The organism is Paenibacillus bovis, from assembly GCF_001421015.2.
GTDB lineage: Bacteria > Bacillota > Bacilli > Paenibacillales > Paenibacillaceae > Saccharibacillus > Saccharibacillus bovis.
Genome location: NZ_CP013023.1, coordinates 677,501 through 694,485, shown reverse-complemented (window position 1 = coordinate 694,485; position 16,985 = coordinate 677,501). Strand labels below are relative to the sequence as shown.

The window sequence follows — 16,985 nt, the reverse complement described above, 5'->3', positions numbered from 1 at the left end:
GAGTAATGTCAAAGGAACACTAAATTATATCAGTCACAAATTTATCTTGTCAACGATTTTTTTTAGCGGATGCCGGCTTCCAAAAATACCCTGCTAAGTACCGCATATTCTTCCAGACTGAGTGTCTCGCCGCGCCGGGCAGGATCGATACCTGCACGGTTCAACAGCTGTTCCAGCTGCTCCCGGTCTCCACCGGCAAAGTAGCGTGTTTTCAGGTTGTTGGCGATCGTTTTGCGGCGCTGCACAAAGGAAGACTGCACAATATCAAAGAAATGCTGCTCATCCTCCACCTGTACCGCAGGCTGTTCACGCAGCTTGAGACGGATTACCGCTGACTCTACATTAGGCTGGGGAATAAATACCGTCTTCGGCACAATGCAGACCAGCTCCGGTTCACAGTAATACTGGACAGCAATGCTCAGACTTCCGTATTCCTTGCCTCCCGGCTTTGCAGCCATTCGCTGGGCGACTTCCTTCTGGATCATGACAACGATGTTATCGAGCGGCAGGCGCTCTTCCAGCAGCTTCATCAGGATAGGAGTCGTCACATAATAAGGCAGATTGGCTACAACGCTGACTTTGTCAACATTGCCAAAGTCTTCACGGAACAGCTCATGCAGATCCACCTTGAGGATATCACCGTGACGGACATTCACATTGGAATACTCCTGCAGCGAATCTTTCAGAATCGGGATCAGGCGCTGATCGATCTCGACGGCTGTCACTGCTTTGGCCTGCTGGGCAAGACGCTCTGTGAGCGCTCCGATCCCTGGACCAATCTCCAGAGCACCGCGTTCCGATGTAAGATCGGCTGCTTCTACAATTTTATTCAGAATATTCGCATCGATCAGAAAGTTTTGTCCCAGGCTTTTTTTGAATGAAAATCCATGCTTGCTGATAATTTCCTTGGTTCGTCTGGGTGTGGCGATATCGTGTTGATCACTCATTGATTTATTGTTCCTCCGATTCCAGTTGTGAAAGTGCTGCGGCAAATTCTTCACGGGTGATGCCGAATATACGCAGACGCTTATGAAATTGTTTGCCGTTACAGTAGCCGATTCCGAGCAGGTTGCCCATTTTCATCCGTCGTTCGGACGCATCCTTGTGCATGACGAGTCCTGTCATTAACAGATCATCCCAGTCAATCAGGGTTTCTGCGGATGGCATTTCCGTATGCACTCGTGCCAGTGCGGCACGGATCGAATCGGGCGAAGCGTTCTCGACGCCAATATCCCCTTTGCGTGTAGCTTCGTTTTCCGGGATAAAGGCATGCTTGCAGCCAGGCACCTGCTGAGCCACAATTTTGCGTATACGCTCTCCGGCATGATCGGGATCGGTCAGAATAATGACTCCTCTGCGCTCCTGTGCCAGCTTTACACGTTGGATCACTGCCGGTCCTATCGCTGATCCGCCTGTCTCGATCGTATCTGCCTCCACTGCACGCTTGATCGCTACGGTATCGTCTCTGCCTTCTACCACAATCACTTCTTTAATCACTTTTGCCGTACGCTTCCCTTCTGCGTTCATCTATGAATCTGTCTCCAGTATAACAAACAAAAAGAAGAGGATTCATCCTCTTCTTTTTGTCGGTTCTATTCACGCTCATGGTTAATAATAACTATATCATACAACAGCTGCTCTGATGCAGGCAACAGCTATCCTGGCGCGACACTAAGGTTTTACCGGTCCAATCACATACACGGTATAACCTGTCTTGCGTCCGAACGATCTGGCCTGACTCAGGCTGTCTATATACACATCGATTTTATTGCCGTTAATGGCACTGCCGGTATCTTCTGCACGGCGGTAACCGATACCTTCAATGTATACCCACCAACCCATCGGGATCACACTGGTATCTACAGCAATCGTACGTCCTTCGGTTACTCTTGTACCGGAAGCGGTAGTCGTACCCAGACCCGGTTCGCCGGAAGAATAGGCAGTAAGAGTTACATTGTTGAGGACTTTCGCATAGGAGAAGCCTTTATCCGATTTGGAAGAGCTGTCGGATGTACTTGCTGCAAGCAATTTAGGCTGTTCTTTCTTGGTACCCACCATTACAATCTTGTCCTGAACTTCGGTGGTTGTTTTTTTGTCGATCATACGCTTGGAGACGAATTCTCCATCTTCGTATACTTTCTCGATGTACTGGACCACTTTACCGGTTTGTCCGGATTGAACCAGCTTGGTTTTGCCTTCCAGCATGGTACTGCTGGTTTTCTTCACTACATCGTACGGAAGCTTGACTGTCTGCTTCGTAACGAATGAAGTTGTTCTGACTACTTTGATATCCATATCCTGCTTGACCGAAGCTTCGACTGGTGGATTCAATTTGTCTTTTTCCTTCAAATCGATTCCAGCCTGCTCCAGTGTATTGCCTACTGTCTTGGCAGTGGTATATACCTTTTTGGTATCTCCATCAGCCGTAATATTTACCGCTACCGCATGGTTGATATAGACCTTATCCCCATCCTGGATTGCGCCATTCAAAGGCATGGATACTTTATCCTGTGGTGCCAGTTGAATCTGGTGTTCTGTCAGCATGTCGGAAAGCATCAGCTTGCGCGTTTCCATCTCCTGGGCTTTACCATCAATGACAACATAAATATTTTTGCCTGCCTGATTATACAGAACAGCGAGCAGCATAACGATGACCGCAATGACCGCCAGTGCAGTTAACGAGGCAAAGCGTAGATTTTTCTGCTTCCAACTCAGCGCGTAAGACATGCTGGATGAGCGTGAACCATGGGTTTCTTCGAAAGGAGCCATTCCCACTTCTTCCGTCCTCCTTCATAGTCTCGCCGTCTAGCTGTGACGTAAATACAATGTGACGCGACTATATAAGAATTTTCGCAGGCCGTTTGTGTTGCTGTAAGATTATCCGTCCAACTCGATAATCTTTCATGATGTAATAGGTACCTGCGCCATGGTCAGTCCTAGTGGCTTCCTGATTCTGAACAGTAATATTCAGAATAATACACTCTTGCTTTCCCTTTTGGCCAAAACAAAAAGAAGCCTATGGAAAAGCGCAAGAGCAACTCTTCCTGGCTTCCGACGATTACAACATTCGGGAAACACTAGAAAATGCGAGGTTGCCTCTGCATCGCTTACGAGGTTAGCTGTCGGGTTCGGACATTTTGAACTGCTTGTATTTCATGCCCTTTGAAGAGTCCTCCGCTCATGGCGCAAGTATCCCCAATTCACCCCAAAGACCCTGTATCAGGAATCAGACATGTTGCCTTCCGTTACTACTGGTTTGAATGCTGAAGGCAGCTGTTGGTTCCCCCGTTCTCCTATGTAGGAAACTCAGCGAGACCGAATCATGGAATCTCGTTTATCAATAACAAGATTAAATCACTGATGAAATGATATCCTGAACCCAACCCCACTGTAAAGCGATAGGCAACTCCGTTTTTCTTAAAAAGTAGTTAAAATCTTGTAACATTTTAGCATTTATTCATTAAAATTCATTCATATATCCGTATAGCTCGGTTTTTCAGTGGTTTTTCTCCCTTTTTCACCGTATGCCAAATAATGTAAGGGCGTTTTTCGTCGTAATTTCACTAATTTCTTCCAGTGAGACCCCTTTTAGCTCGGCAGCTGCCTCGGCGACAAGACGCACATGAGCCGACTCATTTCGTTTCCCACGATAAGGATGAGGTGTCAAATAAGGGGAGTCCGTTTCAAGTAACAACCGGTCCATTGGTACCTGCTGAAGTACCTCTTTGGGCTGCTTTGCATTTTTGAACGTAATCGGTCCACCAAACGATAAATGGAAGCCCATATCAAGACACATTTTGGCAGTCTCCCAGCTACCTGAAAACGAGTGCATAATGCCGCCGACTTCGGATGCTTTTTCCTCTCTCAGGATACGTACAATATCCTCGTGGGCTTCACGATTATGAATAACGATTGGCATATTAATCGATCGTGCCAAACCGATTTGCTCACGCAGTACCCGATGCTGTACATCTTTTGGTGATTTATCCCAGTGATAATCCAGACCGATCTCGCCGATTGCCACCACTTTTTCATGCTTGCATAAAGATTCAATCCATTCCAGATCTCCCGGCTGCATTGTAATCGCTTCGACCGGATGCCAGCCGACAGCCGCATAGATAAAATCATAGGCTTCGACGAGTTCCATGGTAGTCGGAATCGTCTCCCGGTCAAATCCCACATTTACCATTCGGGTCACCCCTTGCGCATAAGCACGCTCGATGACTTCTTTGCGATCTTCGTCGAAATCTTTGGAATCCAGATGCGTATGTGTATCAAATAACATATGTTTAACTCTCCTTTACTTCCTAATACTCTATTTTTAATCCGTAGACTTAAATTTCGAATTCCATCTGTGCAGGGCCGAGTTTGTCTTCAAAGATATCTGCTACCTGCTTGGACAGCTGATTTTTTACCCTTTCCAGCTTTTCTTGTGGAAAGTACAGATGATAGCGACCGCGATGGATGCCGCTGATTGATCGTACTACATCAGATACCTCCGAAATTTCCTGTACCTTGTTTTGACGGTTCAGCAGCAAAATTTGTTTCTCTTTTTTGGGATCTCCCGGGCGGAATACATCATAAGGAAGATCCGTCGGGAAATCGATCTCCAGATCATAATGGGGATGAAGCCCGGCTCGCTCAAATTCGGAACGAATTTCATCGATCATATCCAGGTCGATTAATTCCGTTTCTACATATTTGTAAAGTCTGCGTTCCATGAAACGTGAGCAGACATCAGACAATATTTCATCCTCTTCCAGTGTCCACTGCATAAATGAAGTCTGCACCAGTGCTTCATCCAATAGAAGATACTCATTTACATTCAGTGTTCCATCAAATAAGGAAGGCAGCGGATGCGGCAGGAACTTGAATGTATAACCCTGGTCAAACAGTTCTTTGGCTCGCTGGAAAATATGCCGCAGCACAATATCTGAACTCCGGGTAACCGGGTGGAAGTATACCTGCCAGTACATCTGGTATCTGGACATCAGGTAATCTTCAATCGCATGCATCCCTGATTCCTTGACGACAATTCGTCCATCGTGGGGACGCAGTACCCGAATAATCCGGTCCATATCAATCGTTCCATAATTTACACCGGTAAAGTAGGCATCCCGCAGCAGGTAATCCATACGATCGGCATCCAGGGGACTGGACACCAGATTAACCACAATCGCTTTTTCATAGTCTTTGCGAATAACTGCTGCGACTTTTTCGGCGAATCCTGGCTCTACTTCTTCCAGAATCCGGTTGATCTCGGTATTACCAAGCAGAATTCGACAGGTCCACTCTTCATGATTCATATCAAAAGCTTCTTCGATTGAATGGGAGAAAGGGCCGTGTCCCAGATCATGCAGCAGCGCCGCACAGAGCGCGACCATCCGCTCTTCACTTGGCCAGTCTTCATAACCACCACGTTCGAACTGCGAAATAATGCGTCTTGTAATCTCATATACTCCCAGAGAGTGAGAGAATCGACTGTGCTCGGCACCATGAAATGTCAGATAAGATGTTCCCAGCTGACGAATCCGCCGCAACCGCTGAAATTCGGGCGTATTAATTAATGTCCAGATCAGACGATCCTGTACGTGAATATAATTGTGAACGGGATCTTTAAATACTTTTTCTTCTTCCAAAGGTTGTATAGGTTTCAATTTTAGCCCTCCTTCACCGAAACTTGATTCCAGTATTTTCTATGCGTTAAAATAGAATCATGCCTTTATTGTCGAACAGTGTCGTTATATACAATAAATCATTTTCCAAATCGACAAACACTTTTTATAATAATAATATAGCCCAAAACCTGCTTTATATAAAAAAAAATTGCATTTTTCCTCTAAAAAAGGCGTTTTTATATAATTTTTAGGTTGACTGATTTGGGAAACGTTGGTATTATGAATATCATAAAAGATAGAAATTTGTCGAACACTGACACTTAATAAAACAAAATTAAACTAATAAAACCAAAATTGAGAGGATTGATCAGTATGATGAAATCAACTGGTATTGTAAGAAAAGTAGACGAACTGGGACGCGTTGTTATTCCTATCGAATTGCGCCGTACACTGGGTATTGGTGAAAAAGACGCTCTGGAAATCTACGTAGATGGCGAGCGCATTATGCTGAAAAAATACGAGCCAGCTTGTATCTTCTGTGGCAATGCTGAAAATGTAACTTACTTCAAAGGTAAAATTGTTTGTAACGAATGTATTTCCGAAATTCCTGTTCCTGTGACAAAATAAATAAAATAGGTTATAATAGACCCATAAACTTATTAATTCTAACCTTTATATATCTCCTTGGGCCTTTACCCGGCAGTTACTGTCTGGGTAAAGGTATTTTTTTGTTTATACGCTCCTATGAATATCCTAAATTACATTATACTTTCTTTTTCTAACTACTTCCAACTTACATAGGAAAAAGGGACCTTGACGTCGTCAATATCCCTTTTTTTCGTGTTTCTACTATTATAATGTTTTTACCCATTTTACTATAAAAATGAAGTCTACAGCAGTGCCTGATACACGTCTCTTTTGGAAAGACCGCGATCTTTGGCTGCCTTTTTCATCGCATCTTTGCGAGGCAGCTGCTCCCGCTCTTCATAATGTGCCACATGCTCTTCAATCGTCATCTGCTGCCACCACTCATTCGCTTCTGCCTTGGCTTCGCTGGCAGACTGTCCTTGCAGTACAATACAGTATTCGCCGAGCGGCGGATGTTCCTCCAGCCAGAGCAGCGCTTCCTCGATTGTCCCCCGCAGCCACTCTTCATGACGCTTGGTCAATTCCCGGGCCAGTACGACCGACCGGTTACCAAGATGCTCCAGCATAGCTTTGAGCGTCTTGATCACCCGATGAGGCGATTCGTAAAATAAAAGCGTGCCTTCGGCAGCACGAGCTCCCTGCAAAATTTCTTCCTGACCTTTGGTATCACGCGGCAAAAAGCCGATAAATGTAAATCGCTCTGTAGATAGTCCAGAGGCGATCAATGCCGACAAAGCAGCATTGGCTCCTGGAATAGGCACTACACGTACTCCTTGCTCAAGAGCCAGCTGTACCAGATCCTGGCCTGGATCGGAAATCGCCGGCAGACCTGCATCACTGACCAGGGCCAGACTCTGCCCTTCACAGATCAGGCGAATCAGCTCCGGTCCACTCGCCTTTTTGTTATGTTCATGATAGCTGACCAGCTTGCGCGGCGTAATCTCAAAATGATTCAACAGTTTACGTGTCTGGCGGGTATCCTCCGCAGCCAAAATATCACATTCCTGCAGGGTTCGTACGGCCCGATATGTCATATCCTCCAGATTGCCAATCGGTGTCGCTACCAGATACAAGATACCGGGTTCTACCGCATTTTTGTTTTCTGTTTCCCCAGCAGCAAAGCTTTTTTGAATCTGTATGCTCATAATGACTCCTTTTGTCCGTAATAAATATCCATAATCTCGGGTACATATTCGTTATTTTCATTATATACAATCAGCGGCGGCAAAATACGCAGCTCCGGCTTACCCGCGCGCAGTCCCTCAACCAGTACCATATTGGCTTCCATATGAGCACGTGGGTGCACATAGCGTACCCGCTTTGGCTCTACTCCGTAGGTACGCATCAGTGACAGAATATCAACTAGACGGTGTGGACGGTGTACCATAGCCAGTTTGCCGCCTGTACGCAGCAGCTGAGAAGCTGTACGAATGACATCTTCGAGTGTACATCCAATCTCATGACGCGCCATCGCCTGATGAATATTCAGCTTAATATCACTGCCTGTAATCTGGGCATACGGTGGATTCACGGTAACAGCATCATAACTGCCATGCTCGCCTGCCAGAGGCATTTCCTTCAGATCCTGTTCACGTATGGTAATACGCTCTTCCAATTGATTCAGCGCTACGCTGCGACGTGCCATACTGGCCAGACGTTCCTGAATCTCTACGCCTTCAATCGCTGCACGGGTGCGTGTGCTCATCAGCAGTGGTACTACTCCATTGCCGGTACAGAGATCCATAATTCGTCCCTGCGGCGGTATACTGGCAAAACGGGCGAGCAACACAGCATCCATAGAGAAGCTGAATACTTCGCGGCTTTGAATAATTTTGAGATTATTAGTTAACAGATCGTCGATCCGTTCTCCCGGTTCGGTAAATTCCTGGTTCATGGTTATTCCTTTCCTTATTCCGGCTACATAAAAACCGCGGATGCACTCCGCGGCTTATAGGGTAGTTTATTCAGATTTATTCAAAAACGATAGACAGAACAGACAGTCGCCTTCTGTACGCAGATGTCCATAATAGACATTACAGATATGGAATCCTTCATGATACAGACGAGCCAGATTATCATATCCTTCTCCGACTACTTCCGGATAGGGATGACTGTGCGTGTCTTTGAAAATCTCGGCGATTTGAGGTTCTGCCACTTTCACTTCAAGCGGTACTTCTTTTTTGAGTACACGGCGCAGCTGTTCATTCTCAATAGTGAGACGCTGGTTTTCCTCCAGTAACTCTTTGACGGCGAGCTTTAATCTTCCCATATCTCCGTGCATATGGTTCATTTGTGTCTCCAGTTCATGAATATGCTCAAAAAGATTTTTCTTTTCCAAGTTTCCACCTCAAAAGCAGCCTTTGACCGGTTTACTTCACAACCACCTCATCAAACGGCAGTTCCTTGACCTTGCTGATATCGAAGATCTGGACATGCACAGTTCTGGAATTCGCATTGATGCCCACAACTTTGCCATCCCCCAAAGAGGTGACGACAAATTTTCCCACAGCAGGAAGTTCTTCTTTGATACTTTCATAATTGTCATGTTCAAACTTCAGACAACACATCAGACGACCGCACAATCCCGAGATTTTGGTCGGGTTCAGAGACAAGCTCTGATCTTTGGCCATTTTGATCGACACGGGTTCAAAATCACCCAGCCAGGAAGAACAACACAGGATTCGTCCGCAGGGACCAATCCCTCCCAGCATTTTCGCTTCATCCCGAACCCCGATTTGCCGAAGTTCGATCCGTGTACGGAAAATGCTGGCCAGATCCTTGACCAATTCCCGAAAATCCACTCTGCCTTCCGCAGTAAAATAAAAAATGATCTTGTTGCGGTCGAATGTATATTCAACGTCGACCAGCTTCATTTTGAGCTGGTGTTCTTTGATTTTCTTCAGACAGGTCGCAAATGCATTCTTCGCCGCAACCCTGTTTTCTTCAACGATCTGCGCATCTTCATTGCCGGCAATCCGAATGACTTTCTTCAAAGGAAGAACCACATCATCTTCATTGACCTGCTTGCGCCCAATCACAACCTTGCCATATTCGATCCCTCTTGCTGTCTCGACAATAACATGCTGCTCGCTATCCACTGCAAATTCAAGCGGATCAAAGTAATATATTTTACCCGCCTTTTTGAAGCGGACGCCTACTACGTTATACAAAAGATAAGCCTCCTCATTTGCCAATACCGTTCCTACTTCTTGCTGCAAAAACGATAAGAAGATCCCTTCTAGTTCTCACGGACATGGCGTGTTTTGAAAAAGTCGCTGCTCTTCCAGTAATGTGTTGCGCATGATGTGTACACTGCCCGTCCAGTTACAGAAGTTTCCTCTATACCTTAGCCACTTACCCCTATCAGAAACTGCTCCATACACAGCTGCCCATTCACATGAGAGCGAAGCATTTTCTTACTTTCGGCAGCAAGCGCCATACAGGATACCCAATGCTGCATGCTGCGGGTGTGAGCCACCTTGGAGAGAGACTCTAACTGATCTATAAAAACGATACTTTCATTTCTGCCGATCTGGATATGGATCATATCTTTGAACCATAGATGGAAAAGATCAAATATTCGCTCCAGATGATCTCCCAGTCCGCCTTTGAACAGCTTTTGCTGCGCGGTAATAAGGCTTATACTCCCTCTACCTGCGGATTCCTTCCCTAATTGTAACACTACGTTTCTAATTTCTGCAAACCAATTCTCACTTAGAAGTTCACGACATTCATCCGGATCGGAAGCGATCTGTACCGCACAACGTATAAGTGGCATCGGAAAGTTCTCATCAGCCAAAATTTGCGTCATTTGCTGCGGGTCCAGAGCGGTAAACATAACCGGCTGTGTACGTGAGCGAATAGTCGGCAGAATAGACTGTACATTTTCGGTCAGCAGAATCGCTACAGCTGGTGCAGGCGGTTCCTCCAGGAATTTGAGTAGACTGTTGGAAGCCTGAACCGTCATTTTATCGGCATCTTTGATAATATATATTTTGCGGTTGCCCGCTTCGGAACGATAGGAAAAAATCCGCTGCAACTCGCGAATTTGTTCGATTTTGATCGAATTGCCATCCGGTACCACCAGATGAAAATCCGGATGATTGCCATGCTCCATTTTGCGGCATTCGATACACTCTCCGCATCCTTCTTCCCCCTGGTGTATGCATACCAGTGCCTGGGCAAAGCTGCGGGCCATTTTCAACTGGCCGCTGCCTGCGGGTCCATTAAACAAATAGGCATGTGAGATTTTCTGGCTTCGCAGTCCGTTCTGTAATACGCGCTTTGCCATTTCCTGTCCTATAATCTCCTGAAAAGACATACTTCCTCCTTACCGTACCCGAAGCCTGCAGTCATCAACATCACCTGTACAAGTCGAATGTTGTATGGCTGCAGGCTTCCTGTCCTGCCTTGATATTACATCTATGCGTCCACAATCAGAATCCTGATTATCAACCATCGCCATTATCGGATCATAGCTTAATGATATATCTGATCCTGTTCGAACTTCTTTGTAACGTCCGCTTCTGCCATGTACTAACTGTATTCTCGTCAGCGAATATGGAAATGGATCAGTACAGGAAATTAACCAGCATGCCGCGAATTTCGCCCATTCGCTGCAGCAACTCGATTCGTCCCTGCTCACTGTTCAGCAGATCTTCTGCCATACTGATCAGTGCAGCATCCACTTCATCCAGCAGCTTGTATTTTTTGCTGCGTCCGCGACGATCGAAGCTGTGTGTTTCTTTTAACTTGATACCGCGACGAACCGTATCTTCCAGAAAGCGCTTGACCAGCATCTGGTAGGATTTCAGTTCGCGCAGTGTCATAGATTTGGCCAGACGCTCACCCTGCATCTGAATCTCTCTGAATTGGCGCTGTACCTCATCATGTGTAGCCTGCGTACCATGACTCTGCAGTACATCCGAGAAATTCTTTTGCTGAACAACTTTGTTGGGAGTATCCGATATAATAGGGTTACTCTTCATCATCGGGTAACCGGGATTAATTTTCATAAATCTCTTCCTTTCCATTGCACCTGTAATAGGAATACACTGGCTCTTAACCATCTTTATCGTAATTAGCCTGCAGCTAAATCATTGCCGGTGTGAATGGTCTGCCAAATACTGATATATATATCAGTATCGTTCAAATACAGCCATTAAAGAATAGCAAAACGGAAAAAAAAGAAATTTATATTTCATATAACGCAATTTGTACAGCACTACCCCGATTGTACATTTACGCCCATATAAAGAAGATGGACCGGTGCCAGTAACTGTCCCCGATCCTTACCTTCTATTTATTATACTATTTATTGCATGCTATGTTGCACAGGAATTACGTAAATTTACACTTTTACTGAATAATATGAAATAAAAATGGATTAGAAGTGTTCGAAACGCTCAACCGGCAGTACAAATACCGTCGCTCCGCCGACTTGAACTTCTACCGGAAGTGGCAGATACGAATCGGTCGTACCGCTCATCGGCGTAACAGGAGTAACCAGTTGTTCACGAATCTTACAGCTGTTGCGAATAACATCCATAACCGCCTCAATCTGACTATCATCTACCCCGATCAGAAACGTTGTATTTCCTGCTCGCAGAAATCCCCCGGTACTTGCCAGCTTGGTTGCACGGAAGTTTGCCTTTACCAGCTCTCCGGACAAACGGTTACTGTCTTTATCTTGTACAATCGCTATAATCAGTTTCATTATCATGGCCTCCTCGATCAGAATCTAGCATCTTTTCCTCTATTACTCATTTGACACAACCTATGCAAAATCCTTTTTTTCAATCCTGGTTCCAATATTGTAACCACTTTCTTCTATTCTAACTCACTTGCTTGTTCAGGCTGGACAGCCAGCAGCTTCTCCAATACGTGCCGAATCTCCTCAAATACTTCTTCTTCACTCTGTTCACCATTAATAATAATGAACTGTTCTGCATACTGCGTTGACAGCTTCGTATAACCCTCGTATACACGATGATGGAAATCAATCGCTTCCAGATCCAGCCGGTTGATCTCCCGATCGCTTGTTTTGGCCATGATCCGCTCCAGCCCTACTTCCGGACGAACATTAATATAAATATTCACATCTGCCCAGTATTCACGCTGATCGACCTGAATCGCCAGACGGTTAATATCCAGAACAGCCTGGCCGAGTTCACGTCCATACCCCTGATACGCAAGTGAAGACATCACATATCGGTCACAGATGACCAGCTGGCCTGACTGTACAGCCGGGATAACCTTCTGGATCAGATGCTCCCTGCGTGCGCTGGCGTAGAGCAGGCACTCTGTCAGACCGCTCATATGATTGTCTACGTTCAGAATCACATTACGTATCTGCTCCGATACCGGAATACCACCCGGTTCCCTTGTTGATAAAAAAGAAACCTTTTTCTCAGTCAGATATTGCTTGATCCGTTCCAGCTGACTTGTTTTGCCACTGCCATCCATACCTTCAATTGCAATAAACAATCCATTTTGTTTCATTGTATTCCTGCTTTCCATGTTCACCGGTCCAGATTGCAATACTGGCCTCATCTTTTGATAATATTGCAGCAGCGTATAGACTGCTATACGTTTATATACCTTTATTATATCATATGAACTTTTCGGTCATTTTGTTATCCGGATTAGATGTAGACACGAATCGTATTCAAAGAAGTATCCATAGCTCCCTGCACCTTCATATGATGGTTACGCACGAGCATTAACTGAGCATGTACTTGTTCGCCAATATATTCACCCGGATACAATATAGGGATACCAGGAGGATAAGGAATAATCATTTCCGCACTTCGTCTTCCATTCGCCTGTTCTAAAGAAATAGCCTCAATCTGCTCTTCAGACACGGGTATCATGGTAAACTCTACAGGTTCGGATATCAGAGGGATGCGGTTATTATGAAGATCCGATTCGTACCGCTTTGTATCCACAGGTTCATCCAATGTATCCGAATAGGAAAATACTGTTTCTGCGATAGCTTCGTGCCGATTGTCCTCTTGTATTTGCGTTCGAGAATCTGTTATCACAAGCTGCTCTTCAATTTGCTGCAGCGCCTGCAAAGCCTGTATAGTATCTTCCATGCGTGAACCCAGACTGAATACGAGTACCACATACCGATCATCACTCATTTCAGGAAAACACCCATGCTGTTCCAGCAGCTTTTGCAGCTCGGTTCCCGACAAAACATTCATACGATCATAGATAACGACTTTAAAAGGATCCTGTGTCCAGTGAGCTATTTTTTCCCCACTGCTCTCTGCCAATCTGCCTCTAGCCGTATCTATATCTATATCTATATCTGTATCTGTATCTGTATCTGTATTAAGGGTTATTGCTGTTTGTTTATTCTCCCTGTGTTGGGCATCAGAACAGCTTATCTTCAATACTTCAAAACGATCACTTTCCGCTATTCCCTGCACAAAGCTATCCCTTGCCTCAAGTCCCTTTTCAAACAGCTCTGTTCCATACTGATCAATCAGATACCGACTCAGATCAAGCGAAGCCATAATCGGATAAGAAGGACTGGAACTCTGTAGCATAGACAAGCGCTGCTTTGAAAGCGTACGATTTATTCGCGGTCCCTGTATATGCAGCATAGCTCCCATCGTCATAGCGGCCAGCATTTTGTGTGTAGACTGCACTACACCATCCGCTCCTGCCTTTAGTGCGCTGGACGGAAAGCGGGAATGATGGCCGTAATGGGCGCCATGCGCTTCATCTATGAATAGAGGGATATGATGAGCATGGCATTCTGCTGCAATTGCTGTCAGATCTGCACCTACACCGTAATAATTGGGAGATGTCAGCATAACCGCTTTGGCATCAGGGTATTGACGAAGCGCTTGTTGAACGCTTTGCAGATCAGGAATAACAGCCAATGTACTTTGAGGCTCCAGAACCGGCGTCAGAAAAACAGCTTTTGCACCTGCCATCATGAGTCCATGAATAATAGACTTGTGCACATTTCGCTGTACAATAACAATATCTCCGGGATGAGTACATACAGTTAATAGTAAAGCCAGATTGCCTGATGTGCTTCCACCGACTAACCAGTGCGACTCTTCTGCTCCAAAGCATGCTGCCGCCAGCTGTTGTCCTTCCAGAATCACTTCCTCGGGATGATGCAAGTCATCAGTTCCTTCAATTTCTGTCACATCAATCCGGAGTATAGCCTCCCATACATCCTGTCCAAATGTCTCCGAGATAGCAGAAGATTGATAAATAGCTCCATTTTTGTGTCCCGGCACATGAAAACTGCGCTGGCCGGAGGAAGCATATTGCAGCAGTTTTTCATACAATGGAGCAGTACTACTTTGTTTGTGATTAGTGGTACCATTCTTGCTTTCTATTTTAGATAACTGGTTTTTTTTATGATTCATAATGTCATTCCCATAAATTTATTGTACGCTATAGCGTATTCTTATTATAATCATAACAATAGGCATTGTCCTGTAATGCTGAATACGATGCCAGTGGCTTAATCACGTATCAATGGATTCCTCGTTTCTTCCCGATATCCAGGATATTTGTATAAGAATTGAGCCTAAAGTGCCGTATAGAAATAATGGCAGATAACCGATATACATATGGAATACTATCCAAACACATGCAGAAAGGTGGATTGCGCCCCTATGGCAGCAGAGCCTCAGCAAAACGCAACATTCTACCAATATAAACTTATCAAAAAATGGACAATCTCCAAGCTATGGTTCTGGAGTTACCTATCTCTGCCTATCATTGCATTGATTATAGAATTGTTCTATTTTTCCTGGGAGAGCATCGGCTTTTGGCTGTTATCATTCCCTCTGGTATTATGGGTTCAATTTGTTATATCGCGATCTGTCCTGATTATGACCGTAAATCATTTGCGTAAAAGATGGCGATTCCAATTCCAGTATCCATGGATCGGCTACCTGCCTGATCAATACATGGGATATACAATATTCCGGCGTGTACTGCTACATACCACGTGGATCGGCCTTTGCTTTACTGCCGTCTTGTTCATGTGGCTGCCGGTATCTTTCTCCGCTTCATTGGTTGTATGGCATCTCTGGCTATGTATTCCACGTCTGATGATTTTAGTGCGATTAACAAGACAGCGCAAAGACGGGATGCTCAAACTAAGCAAAGAAGATGTATCCTACTACATCAGCTAATAATCAAAAGGTAGAAGTAAAAAACAAATTTGAGCTAATGTAGATGTAGATGTAGATATAATAAAGTTTACTTTATAATATATTTCATAAAGCAAACTCTATTACATCTACCAACATATTTATATGCACTGGTATATCGGATAAAACGAATCCAGATCGCTTTTGGATTCGTTTTTAATTTTAGTTTTATCAAATATAAGAACTTCTAGTACTGCTCACAGACCCAAAATATAAAACCCAACTCCAAGATCTCTAATTTAAAGAGTACGTAAGGTAGGTTTTGTATTGAAATAAATAATGAAGCGATAAGGAATGAAATAAGTAGTGCAACAGCCTATTAAATTTAATGATTAGCAAAAGAAGATGTTGCTGTAATAAAGTTCTCGTCAGAAAAACATACCCAGGAAAACAACTATACAAAGACTCTTTCCACTTGGAAAGAGTCTTTTAAGTAGGCAAAAACGCTTCCTACGTATATTCATCTCTCCATAGGTCCATCTACAATGCAGCAAAGCAGGCTTAAAACCCAAACAAAAAAGACGCTATCCAGTGGATAACGTCTTTCTTTTTCGTCGCTTGGCAACGTCCTACTCTCCCAGGACCCTGCGGTCCAAGTACCATCGGCGCTGGAGGGCTTAACGGTCGTGTTCGGGATGGGTACGTGTGGAACCCCTCCGCCATCATCACCAAACGTCTTACCTTACAGGTTGATCACCTGAAAACTGAATCCGAAACGTAACATCGCTGCTTTAGAAAGCTTTATTGGATAAGCCCTCGACCGATTAGTATTGGTCAGCTCCATGCATTGCTGCACTTCCACCCCCAACCTATCTACCTCGTCGTCTTCAAGGGGTCTTACTAGTTGGGAAATCTCATCTTGAGGGGGGCTTCACGCTTAGATGCTTTCAGCGCTTATCCCGTCCGCACGTAGCTACCCAGCGATGCTCCTGGCGGAACAACTGGTACACCAGCGGTGCGTCCATCCCGGTCCTCTCGTACTAAGGACAGCTCCTCTCAAATTTCCTGCGCCCACGACAGATAGGGACCGAACTGTCTCACGACGTTCTGAACCCAGCTCGCGTACCGCTTTAATGGGCGAACAGCCCAACCCTTGGGACCTACTTCAGCCCCAGGATGCGATGAGCCGACATCGAGGTGCCAAACCTCCCCGTCGATGTGGACTCTTGGGGGAGATAAGCCTGTTATCCCCAGGGTAGCTTTTATCCGTTGAGCGATGGCCCTTCCATGCGGTACCACCGGATCACTAAGCCCGACTTTCGTCCCTGCTCGACTTGTAGGTCTCGCAGTCAAGCTCCCTTATGCCTTTACACTCTTCGAATGATTTCCAACCATTCTGAGGGAACCTTAGGGCGCCTCCGTTACATTTTAGGAGGCGACCGCCCCAGTCAAACTGCCCACCTGACACGGTCCCTGTACCGGATCACGGTACCAGGTTAGAACTCAGATGCGATCAGGGTGGTATCCCAACGGCGCCTCCAAGGAAGCTTGCGCTCCCTCTTCGTAGGCTCCCACCTATCCTGTACAA

16 protein-coding genes, 2 rRNA genes and 1 riboswitch (1 of these 19 cut by a window edge) are annotated in these 16,985 nt (G+C 45.3%); of the genes, 2 read left to right on the top strand and 16 right to left on the bottom strand.

The genetic code is table 11. The features are described 5' to 3' along the window. Positions 1 to 62: 62 nt before the first annotated feature. The 5 genes from rsmA to AR543_RS03010 all read right to left on the bottom strand — a co-directional run bounded on the left by rsmA (position 63) and on the right by AR543_RS03010 (position 5,657). The gene (gene rsmA, locus AR543_RS03030; protein ID WP_060531730.1) at positions 63 to 947 is read right to left on the bottom strand and encodes a 16S rRNA (adenine(1518)-N(6)/adenine(1519)-N(6))-dimethyltransferase RsmA; all 885 of its coding nucleotides are present in this window, start codon (positions 945 to 947) and stop codon (positions 63 to 65) included. Positions 948 to 951: 4 nt separating this feature from the next. After that, the gene (gene rnmV / locus AR543_RS03025) at positions 952 to 1,497 is read right to left on the bottom strand and encodes a ribonuclease M5 (protein ID WP_060536613.1); all 546 of its coding nucleotides are present in this window, start codon (positions 1,495 to 1,497) and stop codon (positions 952 to 954) included. A gap of 174 nt (positions 1,498 to 1,671) precedes the next feature. Next, on the bottom strand, positions 1,672 to 2,775 hold the full coding sequence (locus AR543_RS03020; protein WP_060531728.1) for a resuscitation-promoting factor: 1,104 nt from the start codon (positions 2,773 to 2,775) through the stop codon (positions 1,672 to 1,674). A gap of 314 nt (positions 2,776 to 3,089) precedes the next feature. Next, a riboswitch (cyclic di-AMP (ydaO/yuaA leader) is annotated at positions 3,090 to 3,322 on the bottom strand. Between the two features lie 195 nt (positions 3,323 to 3,517). Next, entirely contained in the window at positions 3,518 to 4,285 is a 768-nt protein-coding gene (locus tag AR543_RS03015; protein WP_060531726.1) for a TatD family hydrolase, read from the bottom strand. Positions 4,286 to 4,334: 49 nt separating this feature from the next. Further along, on the bottom strand, positions 4,335 to 5,657 hold the full coding sequence (locus tag AR543_RS03010; protein WP_060531722.1) for an HD domain-containing protein: 1,323 nt from the start codon (positions 5,655 to 5,657) through the stop codon (positions 4,335 to 4,337). Between the two features lie 333 nt (positions 5,658 to 5,990). Between AR543_RS03010 and AR543_RS03005 the strand changes: the two genes are divergently transcribed. Further along, positions 5,991 to 6,245: an AbrB/MazE/SpoVT family DNA-binding domain-containing protein gene (locus AR543_RS03005; protein WP_017815545.1), complete on the top strand. Its 255-nt coding sequence runs from the start codon at positions 5,991 to 5,993 to the stop codon at positions 6,243 to 6,245. Between the two features lie 263 nt (positions 6,246 to 6,508). Here the strand turns inward: AR543_RS03005 and rsmI are convergent, their stop codons facing one another. From rsmI to AR543_RS02960, 9 genes are all read right to left on the bottom strand, one after another. Further along, the gene (gene rsmI, locus AR543_RS03000) at positions 6,509 to 7,411 is read right to left on the bottom strand and encodes a 16S rRNA (cytidine(1402)-2'-O)-methyltransferase (RefSeq protein WP_060531720.1); all 903 of its coding nucleotides are present in this window, start codon (positions 7,409 to 7,411) and stop codon (positions 6,509 to 6,511) included. Next, positions 7,408 to 8,160: a tRNA1(Val) (adenine(37)-N6)-methyltransferase gene (locus AR543_RS02995; protein ID WP_060531718.1), complete on the bottom strand. Its 753-nt coding sequence runs from the start codon at positions 8,158 to 8,160 to the stop codon at positions 7,408 to 7,410. Before AR543_RS02995 ends, rsmI begins: the two co-directional genes overlap by 4 nt. 66 nt (positions 8,161 to 8,226) lie before the next feature. Continuing rightward, the gene (yabA, locus tag AR543_RS02990; RefSeq protein WP_017815548.1) at positions 8,227 to 8,604 is read right to left on the bottom strand and encodes a DNA replication initiation control protein YabA; all 378 of its coding nucleotides are present in this window, start codon (positions 8,602 to 8,604) and stop codon (positions 8,227 to 8,229) included. A 31-nt stretch (positions 8,605 to 8,635) separates the two neighbouring features. Further along, the gene (locus AR543_RS02985; protein WP_017815549.1) at positions 8,636 to 9,436 is read right to left on the bottom strand and encodes a PSP1 domain-containing protein; all 801 of its coding nucleotides are present in this window, start codon (positions 9,434 to 9,436) and stop codon (positions 8,636 to 8,638) included. Positions 9,437 to 9,612: 176 nt separating this feature from the next. Next, complete coding sequence (holB, locus tag AR543_RS02980) at positions 9,613 to 10,587, bottom strand: DNA polymerase III subunit delta' (RefSeq protein ID WP_060531716.1); 975 nt, start codon at positions 10,585 to 10,587, stop codon at positions 9,613 to 9,615. 250 nt (positions 10,588 to 10,837) lie between these two features. After that, positions 10,838 to 11,281: a YaaR family protein gene (locus tag AR543_RS02975; RefSeq protein WP_060531714.1), complete on the bottom strand. Its 444-nt coding sequence runs from the start codon at positions 11,279 to 11,281 to the stop codon at positions 10,838 to 10,840. Between the two features lie 371 nt (positions 11,282 to 11,652). Then, entirely contained in the window at positions 11,653 to 11,982 is a 330-nt protein-coding gene (locus AR543_RS02970; RefSeq protein ID WP_017815552.1) for a cyclic-di-AMP receptor, read from the bottom strand. A 113-nt stretch (positions 11,983 to 12,095) separates the two neighbouring features. Continuing rightward, positions 12,096 to 12,767 (bottom strand): dTMP kinase, encoded by a 672-nt coding sequence (tmk, locus tag AR543_RS02965; protein ID WP_060531712.1) that lies wholly within the window; start codon positions 12,765 to 12,767, stop codon positions 12,096 to 12,098. A gap of 143 nt (positions 12,768 to 12,910) precedes the next feature. Next, positions 12,911 to 14,662, bottom strand: a complete 1,752-nt coding sequence (locus AR543_RS02960; protein WP_060531710.1) for an aminotransferase class I/II-fold pyridoxal phosphate-dependent enzyme — start codon at positions 14,660 to 14,662, stop codon at positions 12,911 to 12,913. 549 nt (positions 14,663 to 15,211) lie between these two features. Between AR543_RS02960 and AR543_RS24635 the strand changes: the two genes are divergently transcribed. After that, a complete protein-coding gene (locus AR543_RS24635; RefSeq protein WP_227871823.1) occupies positions 15,212 to 15,439 on the top strand; it encodes a hypothetical protein in 228 nt (75 codons plus the stop codon). 574 nt (positions 15,440 to 16,013) lie between these two features. Here AR543_RS24635 and rrf read toward each other — a convergent pair. Next, positions 16,014 to 16,130, bottom strand: a 5S ribosomal RNA gene (rrf, locus tag AR543_RS02950). A 71-nt stretch (positions 16,131 to 16,201) separates the two neighbouring features. Then, positions 16,202 to 16,985 (bottom strand): 23S ribosomal RNA (locus AR543_RS02945) (it continues 2,140 nt past the right edge of the window).

Bases quoted from the DNA above. Each gene is read 5' to 3' on its own strand.
- AR543_RS03015 (WP_060531726.1), bottom strand. From the start codon at position 4,285: ATGTTATTTGATACACATACGCATCTGGATTCCAAAGATTTCGACGAA.
- rsmI (WP_060531720.1), bottom strand. From the start codon at position 7,411: ATGAGCATACAGATTCAAAAAAGCTTTGCTGCTGGGGAAACAGAAAAC.
- holB (WP_060531716.1), bottom strand. From the start codon at position 10,587: ATGTCTTTTCAGGAGATTATAGGACAGGAAATGGCAAAGCGCGTATTA.
- AR543_RS02995 (WP_060531718.1), bottom strand. From the start codon at position 8,160: ATGAACCAGGAATTTACCGAACCGGGAGAACGGATCGACGATCTGTTA.
- AR543_RS02960 (WP_060531710.1), bottom strand. From the start codon at position 14,662: ATGAATCATAAAAAAAACCAGTTATCTAAAATAGAAAGCAAGAATGGT.
- rsmA (WP_060531730.1), bottom strand. From the start codon at position 947: ATGAGTGATCAACACGATATCGCCACACCCAGACGAACCAAGGAAATT.
- AR543_RS03005 (WP_017815545.1), top strand. From the start codon at position 5,991: ATGATGAAATCAACTGGTATTGTAAGAAAAGTAGACGAACTGGGACGC.
- AR543_RS02970 (WP_017815552.1), bottom strand. From the start codon at position 11,982: ATGAAACTGATTATAGCGATTGTACAAGATAAAGACAGTAACCGTTTG.
- tmk (WP_060531712.1), bottom strand. From the start codon at position 12,767: ATGAAACAAAATGGATTGTTTATTGCAATTGAAGGTATGGATGGCAGT.
- AR543_RS24635 (WP_227871823.1), top strand. From the start codon at position 15,212: ATGGGATATACAATATTCCGGCGTGTACTGCTACATACCACGTGGATC.
- AR543_RS02975 (WP_060531714.1), bottom strand. From the start codon at position 11,281: ATGAAAATTAATCCCGGTTACCCGATGATGAAGAGTAACCCTATTATA.